Raw genomic sequence first — 15,758 nt, 5'->3', positions numbered from 1 at the left:
GACTATCGAATATCAAATGTCAGGAGGCTGCCGATGACGTCCCTCGTTGAGCACCCTCGCCGGCTGCGCGTCGTCGACCCGGTGACAGGTGAGCACCGCGCCGACTACGACATCGCCGACGACGCCGCAGTACGCGCCGCCGTGGCGCGGGCCCGCGAGGCGGCCGGCTGGTGGTCCGGCCTGGACGCCAAGCAGCGCCGCCGGCACCTGCTTGCGTACAAGGCGGCGGTCGCGGGCGGCATCGAGGAACTGGCCTGCCTCGTCCGGAGCGAGACCGGCAAGAGCCTCGCCGGGGCCCAGCTCGAGGTGATGCTCGCCGTCGAGCACCTGGACTGGGCGGCCCGGCACGCCGGGCGGGTGCTCAAGCGACGGTCCGTCTCCTCCGGCCTGCTCGCGTTCAACCAGGCCGCCTCCGTGGAGTACGTGCCGTACGGCGTGGTCGGCGTGATCGGGCCGTGGAACTACCCCGTCTACACGCCGATGGGCGCGGTGTCGCACGCGCTCGCGGCCGGCAACGCGGTGGTGTTCAAGCCCAGCGAGTTCACCCCGGGCGTCGGGGTGTGGCTGGCCGAGCGCTGGCACGAGCTGCTTCCCGACCACCCGGTCCTCCAGGTCGTCACCGGCGACGGCACGACCGGCGCCGCGCTGTGCCGCGCGTCGGTCGACAAGATCGCGTTCACCGGGTCGGCGGCGACCGGCCGGTCGGTCATGGCCGCCTGCGCCGAGAGCCTGACACCCGTGGTGATCGAGGGCGGCGGCAAGGACGCGCTGATCGTCACCGCCGACGCCGACCTCGACGCGGCCGCGCGGGCGGCGGTCTTCGGCGGCCTGGGCAACGCCGGGCAGACGTGTGCCGGCGTCGAGCGCGTCTACGTCGAACGGTCCGTCTGCGAGCCGTTCCTGGCCACGCTCACCGAGCTGGCGCGGCAGGTCCGGCCGGGCCCCGAGCCGGACGCGCCGTACGGGCCGATGACCACGCCCACCCAGCCCGAGGTCGTGCGGCGTCACGTCACCGACGCCCTCGACCGGGGTGGCCGGGCGGTGGTCGGTGACGCGGACTCGGTCCGGCCGCCGTTCGTGGAGCCGGTCGTGCTGACCGACGTGCCGGAGGACAGCGCCGCCGTCACCGAGGAGACGTTCGGCCCGGTGCTGGTGGTCAACCCGGTCGCCGACGCCGACGAGGCGGTCCGCCGCACGAACGCGACCAGCTACGGGCTCTCCGGCTCGATCTTCACCCGCGACCGCCGCCGTGGCCTGGCGCTCGCCGGGCGGCTGCGGGCCGGCGCGGTGTCGGTCAATTCGGTCCTGGGGTACGCGGGCGTGCCCTCACTGCCGTTCGGCGGCGTGGGCGACTCGGGGTTCGGCCGGGTCCACGGCGTGGACGGCCTGCGCGAGTTCGCCCGGGCGCGGTCGGTGACGTGGCAGCGGTTCCGGCCGCCGATCGAGGTGATGACGCTCCAGCCGTCCGCGTCGGCCATGAAGCGCTCGCTGGCGATGTTCGCGTGGCGTCATGGCCGCCGGTGACGGCTCACCCGTTCCACACGCCCAGCCCGTCCAGGTGCTTGACCAGCCGTTCCGCGCCGTCGGTGAAGTGCCGGGCCATGACCGGCCGGACGGCCTCCGGGTCGCCCGCGGCGAGCGCGTCGAGCAGCGCCTCGTGATCGGCGACCATGCCGGCCCGCCACTGGGCGTCGGCGGCGTAGAACCGCGACGGCGTGTAGCGGGTCACGGTGCGCAGCAGCCACGACAGCTTGCGCGCGTCGGCGAGCCGGTTGATCCGGCGGTGGAACTCGTATTCGAGCTGCTCGACCCGGCTGACCTGCCGGGCCTGGGCGGCGCGGCGCAGCCGCTCGTGCTGCTGCCGCAGGTCGTCGAGCTGCTCGGGGGTGATGCTGACGGCGACCCGGGCGGCCAGCTCACCGGCGATGTGGCCCTGGAGGCTGAACACGTCGATGATGTCCTGCCTCGACAGCGGCGCCACCACGTGCCCGCGGCGCGGTTGCAGCTCGACCATGTCCTCCGCGCGCAGCATCAGCAGCGCCTCGCGTACCGGAGTGATGCTCAGCCCGGTCTCCTGGGCGACCTCTTCGAGCCGGATGCGTTCGCCCGGGCGCAGCTGGCCCGACATGATCCGGTCGCGCAGCAGGCTCGCCACGGTCTCGGAGAGCTGGGGTTGGGAGACGTTCTGGATCCTGCCGCGGTCCGCCACCAGTTGAGGGTATCAAATGTCAAATGTCACAACCGGGACGCCGGCCGGCGCCGGACTGCGGGCCGCCACCAGGGGTGGTGTGCGCACCATCTGGTTCGACCGGCCCGACCGGCGCAACGCGATGACGCTGGAGATGTTCCGCGACTACTACGCGGCCCTGGTGACTGCGGACGCCGACCCGGAGGTGCGGGCGGTGGTGGTGACCGGCTCCGGCGACTGGTTCTGTGCCGGCGCCGACCCGGAGGCGCTCGCCGCGCTGCTGGACGAGCGCAACCGTGACCTGCTCGCCGGTGAGTTCGGGTTCCCGCCGCACCTGCCGTTGACGCTCGGCACGCCGATCGTCGCCGCGATGAACGGCGGCGCGGCGGGCCTGGGCCTGGTCCACGCTCTCTACGCCGACGTGCGGTTCCTGGCGGCGCGGGCGCGCCTGTCCACCTCGTTCAGCCGGCTCGGTCTCGTCGCCGAGTACGGCAGCGCCTGGCTGCTGCCCCGGCTGGTCGGCGTCGGCGCCGCGCTGGACCTGCTGGTGTCCGGCCGCAAGGTCGACGCGGTGGAGGCGCTGCGGATCGGACTTGTGCAACGCGTGCTCCCGCGCGACGAGGTGCTGGCCGAGGCCCAAGCCTATGCCGCCGAACTGGCCGAGCACTGCTCACCGGCGTCCATGGCGGTGATCCGGCGGCAGGTGTTCGGCGGCCTGGAGACCGGCGTGGGCGAGGCCGCCGCCGACGCGATCCGGCTCATGGTCGAGTCCCTGGCCGGCCCCGACTTCGGCGAGGCCCTGCTCAGCCGGGCCCAGGGGCGCCCGCCCCGCTTCGCCCCACGGGCCGGCGCGTGAGCGGCCCGCTCGCCGGCGTCCGGGTCGTGGAACTGGCCGGCATCGGGCCCGGCCCGTTCGCCGCCATGCTGCTCGCCGACCTCGGCGCCGACGTGGTGCGCGTCGACCGGCCGGAACCCGGCGCGTTCGCGGCCGGTGACCCCGGACAGAACCTGCTCAACCGGGGCAAGCGCTCGATAGTGGTGGACCTGAAGCACCCCGCCGGCGCCGAGGTGGTCCTCGCGCTGGCCGGCCGGGCCGCGATCCTGATCGAGGGCTGGCGTCCCGGTGTGGCCGAGCGGCTCGGCGTCGGACCGCAGGACGCGCTCGCCCGCAACCCGACCCTGGTCTACGGGCGGATGACCGGCTGGGGCCAGGACGGGCCGCTGGCCCGCGCCGCCGGCCACGACATCGGCTACATCGCCGTCGCCGGGGCGCTGCACCCGATCGGCCGGGCCGGCGGGCCGCCGCAGATCCCGCTCAATCTGGTCGGCGACTTCGGCGGCGGCTCGCTCTACCTGGTCGTCGGCCTCCTGGCGGCGCTGCACGTGGCCGGTGCCACCGGCCGGGGCCAGGTCGTCGACGCCGCCATCGTGGACGGCGCGGCCCACCTCACCACCCCGTTCGCCGGGCTGCTCGCGCAGGGCGCCTGGCGAGCCGAGCGGGGCCGCAACCTGCTCGACGGCGGCGCCCCGTTCTACGACGTGTACGCCACCGCCGACGGCGGGCACATGGCGGTGGGCGCGCTGGAGCCCCAGTTCTACGCCGAACTGCTGCGGCTGCTCGGGCTCGCAGGCGCGGACCTGCCGGCACAGCACGACGTGGCGGGCTGGCCGGTGCTGCGCGCCCGCTTCGCCGAGGTGTTCGCCGGCCGTACCCGCGACGAGTGGACCGCCGTGTTCGACGGCACCGACGCCTGCGTCGCACCGGTGCTGTCGCTGGCCGAGGCGCCGGGCCACTCGCACCTGCTCGCGCGCGGCACGTACGAGGAGCACTTCGGCGTCCGGCAGCCGGCCGTGGCGCCCCGCCTGTCCGGCACACCGGGCCGGGTCGGCGGCCCGCCGCCCGCGCCGGGCGCGGACACCGGGCCCGTGCTCACCGACTGGGGGCTGGGCGCACACCTACCGCGGTGGCGGGACGACGGCGTCGTCCGCCAGGGACAGGGAGTTCACTGATGCGTATCGGGACGACACTGGCGTACGCCGCCGATCCCCGCAGCGGCGCGGACGACGTGGCCGCCTGGGAACAGGACGGCCTGGACGTGGCCTGGGTGTCCGAGGCGTACGGCTTCGACGCGCCCACGGTGATGGGTTACCTGGCCGCCCGGACGAGCCGGATGCGCATCGGCTCGGCGATCCTGCCGATCTTCTCGCGTACCCCGGCTCTGCTGGCACAGACCGCGGCGGGCCTGGACGCCATGTCCGGTGGCCGGGCCATCCTCGGCCTCGGCGCGTCCGGACCGCAGGTGATCGAGGGCTGGCACGGCGTCGCCTACGACAGGCCGCTGGCCCGCACCCGCGAGGTGATCGAGATCTGCCGGCGGGTGTGGCGGCGGGAGACGCTGACGAACGACGGTCTCTACCCGCTGCCGTTGCCGCCCGGCGAGGGCACCGGGCTGGGCAAGCCGCTGAAGATGCTCACCCACCCGGTACGCGACCGCATCCCGATCCACGTGGCGAGTCTCGGCGACCGGAACGTCCGGATGACCGCCGAGATCGCCGACGGGTGGCTGCCGTTCCTCTACGACCCGCGGCGCGCGGGCGACGTCTGGGGCGCCGCGCTGGCGGCCGGCCGGGCGAAACGCTCCGCCGACCTCGGGCCGCTGGAGGTGGTGGCCGGCGGGCCGCTGGCCATCGGCCCGGACGTGACCGGGCTGCGCGACCTCGCCCGGCCGCTGATCGCCCTGTACGTGGGCGGGATGGGCGCCAGGGGCCGCAACTTCTACCACGACCTGCTGTGCCGCTATGGCTACGAAGCCGAGGCGGACCGCGTCCAGGACCTCTACCTGGCGGGCCGCAAGGCCGAGGCCGCCGCCGCGGTGCCGGCGGAACTGCTGGAACGCACCAGCCTGATCGGGCCGGAGAGCTACGTGCGCGACCGGGTCCAGGAGTACCGCGACGCGGGCGTGACCATCCTCAACGTGGCACCGCTGGGCGAGGACCCCCGGCGTCTCGTCGCCGCCGTCGCGGACATGGCCCGGTAGCGCGGGGAGGAGCTGACACATGGACCGCGCGATCTTCACCGCCGACCACCTCGCGTTCGCCGAACTGGTGCGCGCGTTCATCGACAAGGAGATCACCCCGTACCACGAGCGCTGGGAGGCAGACGGCATCGTCGACCGCGCCGTGTGGCGGGCCGCCGGGGCAGCCGGGCTGCTCGGGTTCTTCGTCGACGAGCGGTACGGCGGCGCCGGGGTCACCGACCGGCGGTTCCACGCCGTCCTGACCGAGGAACTCGCCCGGGCGGGCGCTAGCGGTCCGGCGTTCGGCCTGCACAACGACATCATCGGCCCGTACCTGACCGACCTGACCACCGAGGAGCAGAAACAGCGCTGGCTGCCGGGCTTCTGCTCCGGCGAGATCGTCACCGCCGTCGCCATGTCCGAGCCGGGCGCCGGCAGCGACCTTCAGGGCATCACCACCACGGCGGTACGCGACGGCGACGACTACGTCCTCAACGGGCAGAAGACGTTCATCAGCAACGGCATCCTGGCCGACCTGGTGATCGTGGTGGCCCGTACCGACCCCGGCGCCGGGCGGCGGGGGATCAGCCTGCTCGTGGTCGAGCGCGGCATGCCCGGCTTCGAGCGTGGGCGCAACCTCGACAAGCTCGGGCAGAAGGCGCAGGACACCGCCGAGCTGTTCTTCGCCGACGTCCGCGTACCGGTGGCCAACCTGCTCGGCGTCGAGGGCGAGGGCTTCGCCTACCTGATGCGCAACCTGCCCCTGGAACGGTTGTCGATAGCCGTCGCGGCGCTCGCCGGCGCCGAGACGGTGTTCGCGCAGACGCTGGACTACTGCAGGCAGCGCCGGGCGTTCGGCCGTCCCATCGGCAGTTTCCAGCACAACCGGTTCGTGCTCGCCGAACTCGCCACCGAGCTGCGCCTGGGCCGGGTCTTCGTCGACAACTGCCTGGTCGCGCCGGACCTGAGCGCGGAGACGGCGGCGATGGCGAAGTGGTGGTGCACCGAGTTGCAGCAGCGCGTCGTGGACCGGTGCCTCCAGCTGCACGGCGGGTACGGCTACATGCGCGAGTACCCGGTGGCCCGCGCCTACCTGGACGCCCGCGTGCAGACCATCTACGGCGGCACCACCGAGATCATGAAGGAGGTGATCGGCCGGTCACTCGGCCTCTGAGCCGGGCTCCAGCATGGGTACGAGGAACCGGCGGGCCATCTCCCGCAGCGCGTCGGCGTCGTCCAGGTCGATGACGTGGCTCGGGGTCAGCAGGAAGGAGCAGGACAACCGGGTCATCAGCTCGGCCACCACCTCCACGTCGACTGTGGCGGCGATGGTGCCGGCGCGCTGCTCGCGGCGCAGTTGCCCGGCGACGAACCGCTGCACGGTGGCCAGCGTCCGCCCGCCGTCGCTGATCATCGAGGGGATGAGCACGTCGGGTTCGACGCTCATCAGCCCGCCGATCAGCGGGTTGCGACGGATCGCGTCCAGCGCGCTGACGAAGCCCAGCACCACCCGGTCGCCGACGGTGGCCGCCTGCTGGATGTCGACCAGGAAGCGGTCGAAGTAGCGCCGGAACTCGCGGCGGACGACCTGCTCGACCAGCCGGTCCTTGGTGGCGAACCGGCGGTACGCGGTGATCCGGGAGACACCCGCCCGGCGGGCCACGTCCTCCATCGTGGAGCGGCGGATGCCCATCCGGCAGAACTGCTCGTAGGCCGCGTCGAGGATCCGGGTCGCCACCTCGTCGGTGTCGTCGGCGCTCTGCAACGCCTCGGTGAAGGCGCGTTCCAGCAGCGACTCCGGCGGGCCGGCCGGTCCGCCGTGACCCGCCTCGGGGGAGGACGCCTGCGCCGCAGCGGTCCGGGCCATGGGTGCCCTCCCGGGAGAGACGGTGACGCGGTTGGCGCTTCACCGTACCAATCGCCGGGGCGTACCCCCGCGCGAGCGCGACCGCCGCGCCCGGCGGATGCGGGGCGCGGCGGTCGCGTCTGTCGTGCGGTGTCCGGTCAGGAGCCGGAGCGCTTGGCGGTCGCCTTCAGGTAGTCCCGGTTGAGGCGGCCGATGGTGTTCAGCGGGATGCCCTTCGGGCAGGCTGCCGCGCACTCGCCGATGTTGGTGCAGCCGCCGAAGCCGGCCTCGTCGTGCGCGTCCACCATGCCGATCACCCGGGTGTAGCGCTCCGGCTGGCCCTGCGGCAGCAGCGAGAGCTGGGTGATCTTCGCGGCGGTGAACAGCATGCCGGAGCCGTTCGGGCAGGCCGCCACGCAGGCGCCGCAGCCGATGCAGGCCGCCGACTCGAACGCCGCGTCCGCGTCGGCCTTCGGCACCGGCACCGAGTGCGCCTCCGGGGCGCTGCCGGTCGGCGCGGTGACGTAACCGCCGGCCGCGATGATCTGGTCGAACGCGTTGCGGTTGACCACCAGGTCCTTGACGACCGGGAAGGCCCGGGCCCGCCACGGCTCGATGTCGATCGTGTCGCCGTCGGAGAACTGCCGCATGTGCAGCTGGCAGGCGGTGGTGCCGCGCTGCGGGCCGTGCGCCTCACCGTTGATCATGAGGCTGCACATGCCGCAGATGCCCTCGCGGCAGTCGTGGTCGAACGCGACCGGCTCCTCGCCGTCGAGGATCAGCCGCTCGTTCAGCACGTCGAGCATCTCCAGGAAGGACATGTCCGGCGACACGTCCCGCACCGGGTAGGTGACCATCCGACCCTTGTCCTCGGGGCCGGTCTGGCGCCAGATGCGCAGGGTCAGGTTCACTTGTAGCTCCGCTGCGTGGGGTGGACGTATTCGAAGGTCAGGTCTTCCTTGTGCAGCACGGGCTCACCGGTGCCGGTGTACTCCCAGGCCGCCACGTAGGCGAACCGCTCGTCGTCGCGCTGCGCCTCGCCGTCCGGGGTCTGGTGCTCGGCCCGGAAGTGGCCGCCGCAGGACTCCTCGCGGTGCAGCGCGTCGATGCACATCAGCTCGGCCAGCTCGAAGAAGTCGGCCACCCGGCCGGCCTTCTCCAGCGACTGGTTCAGGCCCTCGCCGTCACCAGGCACGCGCACCCGCTGCCAGAACTGCTCGCGCAGCGCGCGGATCTCGTCGATCGCCTTGCGCAGCCCGGCCTCGGAGCGCTCCATGCCGCAGTGCTCCCACATGATCTGGCCCAGCTCGCGGTGGAACGAGTCGACGGTGCGGTCGCCGTTGATCGCCAGCAGCCGCTTGATCCGGTCCTCGACGTCGGTACGCGCCGCGACCGCCTCGGGGTGGCTCGCGTCGACCTTCTCCAGCGGGCCGGAGGAGGCCAGGTAGTTGGCGAGCGTGTTCGGCAGCACGAAGTAGCCGTCCGCCAGGCCCTGCATCAGCGCCGAGGCGCCGAGCCGGTTCGCGCCGTGGTCGGAGAAGTTGGCCTCACCGATCACGAACAGCCCGGGGATCGACGACTGGAGGTCGTAGTCGACCCAGAGGCCGCCCATCGTGTAGTGCACGGCGGGGTAGATCCGCATCGGGACCTCGTACGGGTCCTCGCCGGTGATCCGCTCGTACATCTCGAAGAGGTTGCCGTACTTGGCCTCGATGGCCTGGCGGCCCAGCCGGTTGATCGCGTCGGCGAAGTCGAGGTAGACGCCGAGGCCGGTCGGGCCCACGCCACGTCCCTCGTCGCAGACGTTCTTCGCGGCGCGGGAGGCGATGTCGCGGGGGACCAGGTTGCCGAAGGACGGGTAGATCCGCTCCAGGTAGTAGTCCCGCTCGTCCTCGGGGATCTCCCGAGGGCTGCGCTGGTCGCCCTTGGCCTTGGGCACCCACACCCGGCCGTCGTTACGAAGCGACTCGCTCATCAGGGTCAGCTTCGACTGGTGGTCGCCGGAGACCGGGATGCAGGTCGGGTGGATCTGCGTGTAGCAGGGGTTGGCGAAGTACGCGCCCTTGCGGTGTGCCCGCCAGGAGGCGGTGACGTTGCAGCCCTTGGCGTTCGTGGAGAGGTAGAAGACGTTGCCGTAGCCGCCGGTGGCGAGCACGACCGCGTCGGCCATCTCGGTGCTGATCTCACCGGTGACCATGTCGCGGACCACGATGCCGCGTGCCCGGCCGTCCACGATCACCAGTTCGAGCATCTCGTGGCGGGCGTTCATCTCCACGTTGCCCAGGCCGATCTGCCGTTCGAGGGCCTGGTACGCGCCGAGCAGCAGCTGCTGGCCCGTCTGGCCCCGGGCGTAGAAGGTGCGCTGCACCTGGGCGCCGCCGAAGGAACGGGTGTCCAGCAGGCCGCCGTATTCGCGGGCGAACGGCACGCCCTGGGCCACGCACTGGTCGATGATGTTCACCGACACCTCGGCCAGCCGGTGCACGTTCGACTCACGGGAGCGGAAGTCGCCGCCCTTGACCGTGTCGTAGAAGAGGCGGTGCACCGAGTCGCCGTCGTTGCGGTAGTTCTTGGCGGCGTTGATGCCGCCCTGCGCGGCGATCGAGTGGGCCCGGCGCGGGCTGTCCTGGTAGCAGTAGGACCGCACCTGGTAGCCCTGCTCGGCCAGCGTGGCGGCGGCGGAGCCGCCGGCCAGGCCGGTGCCGACCACGATCACCGTCATCTTCCGGCGGTTGGCCGGGTTGACCAGCTTCATCTCGAAGCGGTGGCGCTCCCACCGCGTCTCGATCGGGCCGTCCGGGGCCCGGGTGTCGGCGATCGGGTCGCCTTCGGTGTAGAGATCCATGTCAGGACACCAATCCGGTGATCACGGCGAACGGGACCAGCAGGTAGCCGCCGACCAGCGCGACGGCGAAGACGAGCGCGGCGATCCGAGCCCGGCGCTCGCCCTTCGGCGTCTGCTGGCCGAGGCTGCGGAACGCGCTGAAGGCGCCGTGGCGCAGGTGGAAGCCGAGGGTCACCAGCGCGAGGGTGTAGAAGAGCGTGACGTACCAGCGCTCCGGCGCGAAGCCCGCGACCACGTTGCCGTACGGGTTGGACGGGTCGCCCTGCGGGTTCAGGTGACCCGTGGTCAGGTCGAGGATGTGGTAGATCACGAAGAGCAGGATGATCACACCACCCCAGCGCATCGTGCGGGCCGCGTAGTTCACGTGGATCTTGCGGCGGTGCGCGTACCGGACCGGGCGGGCGGCCCGGGACCGCATCGCGAGCACGGTGGCCGCGCCGATGTGCCCGACGACCGCGGCGGTGAGCACCGTGCGCTGGATCCACAGGAACCAGGTCGTCGGCAGCAGCGGCGTGCCGATGTCCCGCAGCCAGTGCGCGTAGTGGTCGAACGACGTCTCGCCCGTGAAGATCTTCAGGTTGCCGACCATGTGGGCGATCAGGAACAGCACAAGAATGATGCCCGTCACCGCCATGACGGCCTTGAGGCCGACGTTCGAGCGGATGGGCGACCGAGTTTTCGTGATTACCACGCGGTCGACGCTAGGAGCACTTCGATCAGGCGTCCAATGCATCGAAATCGCAGCATCGATAGCCGTAAGCTATGGTGATGCAGCTCCATCAGCTCCGGTACTTCGTAGCGGTCGCCGAAGTACGACATTTCACCCAGGCGGCCGATCTTGTCGGCATAACCCAGCCCTCGTTGAGTAAGCAAATTCACGCGCTGGAGACCGACCTGGGAGCCCCGCTGTTCGAGCGGGTAAGGGGCAACATCCGGCTCACCGCGGCCGGCGAGGTGTTGCTGCCGCTGGCCAAACGGATCCTGGCCGACGTGGAGACCGCCACCCGCGAGGTCCAGGAGCTGGTGGGGCTGCGGCGCGGCCGGGTCCGCCTCGGCGCCACGCCCAGCCTCGCCACCTCGCTCGCCCCACCGGTGCTGCGCCGGTTCCGCGACGCGCACCCCACCGTCGACCTGCGCGTGGAGGAGGGTGGCTCGCAGGACCTCGTCCGGGACCTGCTCCGCGGCGGCCTCGACCTCGCGCTGATCATCATGCCGTCGGCCGGCACCGACCCGGGGCTGCGCGCCGACCCGATCCTGCGGGAGAGCCTGGTGGTCGCCTCGGTCGACCCGCTGCCGGGCGCCTCGGCCACCGGCGAGCTGCGCATCACCGACCTGCGCGACCAGCCGCTCGTCATGTTCCGCGAGGGCTACGACCTGCGCGACGCCACGCTCCAGGCCTGCCGCGCGGCCGGCTTCGAGCCGACCCTGTCCGTCGACGGCGGGGAGATGGACGCGGTGCTCAGCTTCGTCGAGGCCGGGCTCGGCGTCGCGCTGGTGCCCGGCATCGTGGTGGCCCGCCGCGCCGGCATCCGGGTCACCCGGCTCGTGCCGCCCGGCGTCCGCCGGACCATAGCGGTCGCCCGCCGCCGCGACGTGGTGCCCACCCACGCCGGGCGCGAACTACGCCGCATCCTCCTGGAGTACGTCCACGACGCCACCGCCACCGCCGAACTCCCCCCAGGCGTAGAACCCCTCTAGGGCCCCCTCTCCCGCGCGATCTTGCACTTTCGGCCCCGGCGAAAGGTGTGAATGCCCCAGCGCGGGGGCACCAAGTGCAAGATCGACGAGCGCGGCGGCGCGCGGCGGGTGGCGTCAGCGGGACTCGGCGTCGTCCATGGCTCGGTAGATGCGTTGCTCGGAGACCGGGTAGGGGGTGCCCAGGGCCTGGGCGAAGACGTTCACCCGCAGCTCCTCGATCATCCAGCGGATCTGGCGGACCGCCGCCTCCTGGCGCCGGGCCGGAGACAGCGCGGCCAGCATGTCCTGGTACTCCTTCTGCACCACGGCGACCCGGTCCTGCTGCTGCTTGTCGCGCTGCGGGTTGCCGGGAAGCCGGTCCAGCCGGCGCTCGATCGCGGTCAGGTAGCGCAGCAGGTCGGGCAGGCGCGCGTACCCCGTCTCGGTGATGAAACCCTTGTGCACCAGGCCGGTGAGCTGGTTGCGGATGTCCGCCAGCGCGGCCACCACCGTGAGGTTGCGGGTGGCGCCGAGCCGCTGCTCCACCGCGTACGCGGAAGCGAGCACCCGGCGTACCCGATCCATCACCTCGACCACGGTGTCCACCAGGTCCGCGCGCACCCTGTCGCGCAGCGCGGCGAAACCCTCGGCGTCCCAGGCCGGGCCGCCCGCGTCGCCGATCAGCTTGTCGATCGCCGCCCCGGCCGCGTCCTCGATCAGCTCCGGCACGCTGCCGTGCGGGTTGCGGGACAGCGCCAGCTTCGCCTCGTTGCTCAGCCGCCCCTGGAGGAACTTCGCCGGTGACGGCGTCGTCAGCCGCAGCAGCCGCCGGGTGCCCGCCCAGTGCGCCGCCTCCTGCTCGGCGGCCGAGTCGAACACCTTCACCCCGACCGTCGCGCCCTCGTCCACCAGCGCCGGGTACGCGGTCACCGCGAAGCCGGCGCGTACCTGCTCGATGGTGCGCGGCAGGGTGCCGATCGACCACCCGGTCAGCCCGGTACGGGCCACGTCCGGCGCGGCGGCGGCCACCACCTGGCGTACCTCCTGGCGCAGCTCGCGTTGCAGCGCCGGCAGGTCCTTGCCCTCGGCGACCGGCTTGTCGTCGTCGCCGAGCACCCGGAACGTGACCCGCAGGTGCGGCGGCAGCCGGCCCAGGTCCCACGCGTCCGCCGGTACGGTCACGCCGGTCATCCGGCGCAACTGCCGGGTCAGCGCGGCGAGCAGCGGCTCCTCGCCCGGGGTGATCGCGGCGAGCGCGGCGCGGGCGTAGTCGGGCACCGGCACGAAGTTGCGCCGCACCGGCTTGGGCAGCGACCGGATCAGCGCGATCACCAGCTCCTCGCGCAGCCCCGGCACCTGCCAGTCGAAGCTCTCCGCCGGCACCTGGTTGAGCAGCGGCAGCGGGATGTCCACTGTGACGCCGTCGGTGGGCACTGTCGGGTCGAACGTGTACGTCAGCGGCAGCGTCACGCCGTCGGCCCGCCACTCGTCGGGGAAGTCCTCCTCGTCCACCCCGCCCCGGCCGTCGTTGACGAGCAGTTCACGGGTGAACGTGAGCAGGTCGGGCCGCTCCCGGCGGGTCTTCTTCCACCACGAGTCGAAGTGCCGGCCGGAGACCACGTCGGCGGGGATGCGCTGGTCGTAGAAGGCGAAGATGGTCTCGTCGTCGACCAGGATGTCGCGGCGCCGGGCCCGGTTCTCCAGCTCCTCGATCTCGGTCAGCAGCTTCTGGTTGTCCCGCCAGAACTGGTGGTGGGTCTGCCAGTCGCCCTCGACCAGGGCGTGCCTGATGAACAGCTCCCGGCTCAGACCTGCGTCGATCCGCCCGAAGTTCACCTTGCGGGAGGTGACGAGCGGGATGCCGTACAGCGTGACCTTCTCGTAGGCCATCACCGCGGCCTGCCTCTTCTCCCAGTGCGGCTCGCTGTAGCTGCGCTTGACCAGGTGCTGCGCGAGCGGCTCGACCCATTCCGGCTCGACCCGGCCGGCCACCCGGCCCCACAGCCGGGACGTCTCCACCAGCTCGGCGGCCATCACCCAGCGCGGCGGCTTCTTGAACAGCGCGGACCCGGGGAAGATCGCGAACTTCGCGCCCCGCGCGCCCAGGTATTCGTGCTTCTGCGCGTCCTTGAGACCGAGGTGCGACAGCAGGCCGGGCAGCAGCGACTGATGCACCTTCGGGGTGTCGATCTCCTCCGGCAGGTCGGCGCCGGCGCCGCGCCGGCCCTCACCCTTGTCGGCGGTACGCAACACCTGGCGCAACTGGCTGACGATGTCCTGCCACTCGCGTACCCGAAGGTAGTTGAGGTATTCGGCCTTGCACATCCGGCGGAACGCGCCCGACGACAGCTCCCGCTGCTTCTCCCGCAGGTAGCGCCACAGGTTCAGGTACGCGACGAAGTCGGACTCCTTGTCGGCGAACCGGGCGTGCGCCTGGTCGGCCTGGGCCTGCTTGTCGACCGGGCGTTCGCGCGGATCCTGGATGGACAGCGCGGCGGCGATCACCACCACCTCGGTGGCGCAGCCGTTGCGCTCGCCTTCGAGGACCATCCGGGCCAGCCGGGGGTCGACCGGGAGCTGCGCCAGCCGCCGCCCCAGCGCGGTGAGCCGCTTCGCCGGGTCGGACTCGGCCGGGTCGAGCGCGCCCAGCTCGTGCAGCAGGTTGACGCCGTCGGTGACGTTGCGCCGGTCCGGCGGGTCGATGAACGGGAACGCCGCCACGTCGCCGAGCCCGATCGACGTCATCTGGAGGATGACCGAGGCCAGGTTGGTGCGCAGGATCTCCGGGTCGGTGAACTCGGGGCGGGAGGTGAAGTCCTGCTCGTCGTAGAGGCGGATGCAGATGCCGTCCGAGGTACGCCCGCAGCGGCCCTTGCGCTGGTTGGCGCTGGCCTGCGAGACCGGCTCGATCGGCAGCCGCTGCACCTTGAGCCGGCTGGAGTAGCGGGAGATCCGCGCGGTGCCCGGATCCACCACGTACTTGATGCCGGGCACCGTCAGCGAGGTCTCCGCGACGTTCGTGGCCAGCACCACCCGGCGGTTGGAGTGCGCGGCGAAGACCCGGTGCTGCTCGGCGGTGGAGAGCCGGGCGTACAGCGGCAGGATCTCGGTGCCGAGCAGCGACCGCTTGGACTGCACCAGCTTGCCGAGCGCGTCGGCGGTGTCCCGGATCTCCCGCTCGCCGCTGAGGAACACCAGGATGTCGCCCGGCCCCTCGGCGGCCAGCTCCTCGACCGCGTCGCCGATGGCCTGGATCTGGTCCCGGACGTTCTCCTCGTCGGCCTCGTCCTCCTCCTCGGCCTCGGTGACCTCGACCAGCGGCCGGTAGCGGACCTCCACCGGGTACGTACGCCCGGACACCTCGACCACCGGCGCCGGCTCGCCCGCGGCGTCGGCGAAGTGCTTCGCGAACCGGTCCGTCTCGATGGTCGCCGAGGTGATGACGACCTTGAGGTCGGGCCGGCGGGGCAGGAGCTGCCTGAGGTAGCCGAGGATGAAGTCGATGTTGAGGCTGCGTTCGTGCGCCTCGTCGATGATCAGCGTGTCGTACTGCCGCAGCATCCGGTCGGTCTGCAACTCGGCCAGCAGGATGCCGTCGGTCATCAGCTTGACCAGGCTGTTGTCGCCCACCTGGTCGGTGAAGCGCACCTTGTAGCCGACCACGTCGCCCAGCTCGGTGCCGAGCTCGTCGGCGATCCGGTCGGCGACGGTGCGGGCCGCCAGCCGGCGGGGCTGGGTGTGCCCGATCAGGCCGGTGATCCCGCGCCCCAGCTCCAGGCAGATCTTGGGCAGCTGGGTGGTCTTCCCGGAACCGGTCTCACCGGCCACGATCACCACCTGGTGGTCGCGGATCGCGGCGGCGATGTCGTCCTTGCGCTCGCTGACCGGCAACTGCGGCGGATAGGTGATCGCCGGCACTGCCGCGCGGCGGGCCTGGAGCCGCGCCTCGGCCCGGGCCACGTCGGCCGCGATCTCGGCCAGCGCCGCCTCCCGCCGCTGCGGGTCGCGCAGCTTGCGCACGCCGTCGAGCCGCCGCTGGAGCCGCCGCTGGTCGCGGAACATCAGGGGGGCGAGGCGGCGGTGCAGGTCGCGGGCGGTCTCAGGGGCGGCGGGTACGGCTGGATTCTGCATGTCGTCGCCAAGGATAGGCAGCCGCGCGGCGGACCGCTCCCGGGTTACCGGCGC

12 protein-coding genes are annotated in these 15,758 nt (G+C 72.2%); 6 read left to right on the top strand and 6 right to left on the bottom strand.

The features are described from left to right. Nucleotides 1-33 precede the first annotated feature (33 nt). Nucleotides 34-1,524 carry an aldehyde dehydrogenase family protein gene (locus tag ACGFIA_RS18870; protein ID WP_357469368.1) on the top strand — a complete coding sequence of 497 codons (1,491 nt, stop codon included), beginning with the start codon at nt 34-36 and terminating at the stop codon, nt 1,522-1,524. Between the two features lie 4 nt (nt 1,525-1,528). On the opposite strand, the gene ACGFIA_RS18865 is transcribed toward ACGFIA_RS18870, so the two are convergent. Further along, nucleotides 1,529-2,209, bottom strand: a complete 681-nt coding sequence (locus ACGFIA_RS18865; RefSeq protein ID WP_357390210.1) for a GntR family transcriptional regulator — start codon at nt 2,207-2,209, stop codon at nt 1,529-1,531. A 16-nt stretch (nt 2,210-2,225) separates the two neighbouring features. Here ACGFIA_RS18865 and ACGFIA_RS18860 point away from each other — a divergent pair, with 16 nt between their 5' ends. From ACGFIA_RS18860 to ACGFIA_RS18845, 4 genes are read left to right on the top strand one after another with little or no spacing between them, the layout of a single operon-like run. Beyond that, on the top strand, nt 2,226-3,044 hold the full coding sequence (locus ACGFIA_RS18860; RefSeq protein WP_357469364.1) for an enoyl-CoA hydratase-related protein: 819 nt from the start codon (nt 2,226-2,228) through the stop codon (nt 3,042-3,044). Further along, nucleotides 3,041-4,198: a CaiB/BaiF CoA-transferase family protein gene (locus ACGFIA_RS18855; RefSeq protein ID WP_357469361.1), complete on the top strand. Its 1,158-nt coding sequence runs from the start codon at nt 3,041-3,043 to the stop codon at nt 4,196-4,198. Before ACGFIA_RS18860 ends, ACGFIA_RS18855 begins: the two co-directional genes overlap by 4 nt. Beyond that, nucleotides 4,198-5,226: an LLM class F420-dependent oxidoreductase gene (locus tag ACGFIA_RS18850; protein ID WP_357469359.1), complete on the top strand. Its 1,029-nt coding sequence runs from the start codon at nt 4,198-4,200 to the stop codon at nt 5,224-5,226. The genes ACGFIA_RS18855 and ACGFIA_RS18850 overlap by 1 nt, the downstream gene beginning before the upstream one ends. Nucleotides 5,227-5,245: 19 nt before the next feature. Continuing rightward, the gene (locus tag ACGFIA_RS18845; protein WP_357390218.1) at nt 5,246-6,379 is read left to right on the top strand and encodes an acyl-CoA dehydrogenase family protein; all 1,134 of its coding nucleotides are present in this window, start codon (nt 5,246-5,248) and stop codon (nt 6,377-6,379) included. Here ACGFIA_RS18845 and ACGFIA_RS18840 read toward each other — a convergent pair. From ACGFIA_RS18840 to ACGFIA_RS18825, 4 genes are all read right to left on the bottom strand, one after another. Continuing rightward, nucleotides 6,365-7,072, bottom strand: a complete 708-nt coding sequence (locus ACGFIA_RS18840) for a helix-turn-helix domain-containing protein (protein WP_357469355.1) — start codon at nt 7,070-7,072, stop codon at nt 6,365-6,367. The genes ACGFIA_RS18845 and ACGFIA_RS18840 overlap by 15 nt on opposite strands. A gap of 137 nt (nt 7,073-7,209) precedes the next feature. Next, entirely contained in the window at nt 7,210-7,962 is a 753-nt protein-coding gene (locus ACGFIA_RS18835; RefSeq protein ID WP_357390223.1) for a succinate dehydrogenase/fumarate reductase iron-sulfur subunit, read from the bottom strand. Next, nucleotides 7,959-9,896 carry a fumarate reductase/succinate dehydrogenase flavoprotein subunit gene (locus ACGFIA_RS18830; RefSeq protein WP_357390225.1) on the bottom strand — a complete coding sequence of 646 codons (1,938 nt, stop codon included), beginning with the start codon at nt 9,894-9,896 and terminating at the stop codon, nt 7,959-7,961. Before ACGFIA_RS18830 ends, ACGFIA_RS18835 begins: the two co-directional genes overlap by 4 nt. A 1-nt stretch (nt 9,897) precedes the next feature. After that, nucleotides 9,898-10,629 (bottom strand): succinate dehydrogenase cytochrome b subunit, encoded by a 732-nt coding sequence (locus tag ACGFIA_RS18825; RefSeq protein WP_357469352.1) that lies wholly within the window; start codon nt 10,627-10,629, stop codon nt 9,898-9,900. A gap of 29 nt (nt 10,630-10,658) precedes the next feature. Between ACGFIA_RS18825 and ACGFIA_RS18820 the strand changes: the two genes are divergently transcribed. Continuing rightward, nucleotides 10,659-11,594 carry a LysR family transcriptional regulator gene (locus tag ACGFIA_RS18820; RefSeq protein ID WP_357390227.1) on the top strand — a complete coding sequence of 312 codons (936 nt, stop codon included), beginning with the start codon at nt 10,659-10,661 and terminating at the stop codon, nt 11,592-11,594. A 114-nt stretch (nt 11,595-11,708) separates the two neighbouring features. Here ACGFIA_RS18820 and hrpA read toward each other — a convergent pair whose 3' ends face one another. Further along, nucleotides 11,709-15,704, bottom strand: a complete 3,996-nt coding sequence (gene hrpA, locus ACGFIA_RS18815) for an ATP-dependent RNA helicase HrpA (protein WP_357477520.1) — start codon at nt 15,702-15,704, stop codon at nt 11,709-11,711. Nucleotides 15,705-15,758 lie beyond the last annotated feature (54 nt).

The sequence above is a fragment of the Micromonospora sp. NPDC049203 genome (genome assembly GCF_043197215.1).
Taxonomy (GTDB): domain Bacteria; phylum Actinomycetota; class Actinomycetes; order Mycobacteriales; family Micromonosporaceae; genus Micromonospora.
This window is presented reverse-complemented; position numbering and strand designations above follow the sequence as displayed.

Bases quoted from the DNA above. Each gene is read 5' to 3' on its own strand.
- ACGFIA_RS18870 (WP_357469368.1), top strand. From the start codon at position 34: ATGACGTCCCTCGTTGAGCACCCTCGCCGGCTGCGCGTCGTCGACCCG.
- ACGFIA_RS18860 (WP_357469364.1), top strand. From the start codon at position 2,226: ATGTCAAATGTCACAACCGGGACGCCGGCCGGCGCCGGACTGCGGGCC.
- ACGFIA_RS18850 (WP_357469359.1), top strand. From the start codon at position 4,198: ATGCGTATCGGGACGACACTGGCGTACGCCGCCGATCCCCGCAGCGGC.
- ACGFIA_RS18845 (WP_357390218.1), top strand. From the start codon at position 5,246: ATGGACCGCGCGATCTTCACCGCCGACCACCTCGCGTTCGCCGAACTG.
- ACGFIA_RS18840 (WP_357469355.1), bottom strand. From the start codon at position 7,072: ATGGCCCGGACCGCTGCGGCGCAGGCGTCCTCCCCCGAGGCGGGTCAC.
- ACGFIA_RS18830 (WP_357390225.1), bottom strand. From the start codon at position 9,896: ATGGATCTCTACACCGAAGGCGACCCGATCGCCGACACCCGGGCCCCG.
- ACGFIA_RS18825 (WP_357469352.1), bottom strand. From the start codon at position 10,629: ATGCATTGGACGCCTGATCGAAGTGCTCCTAGCGTCGACCGCGTGGTA.
- ACGFIA_RS18820 (WP_357390227.1), top strand. From the start codon at position 10,659: ATGGTGATGCAGCTCCATCAGCTCCGGTACTTCGTAGCGGTCGCCGAA.
- hrpA (WP_357477520.1), bottom strand. From the start codon at position 15,704: ATGCAGAATCCAGCCGTACCCGCCGCCCCTGAGACCGCCCGCGACCTG.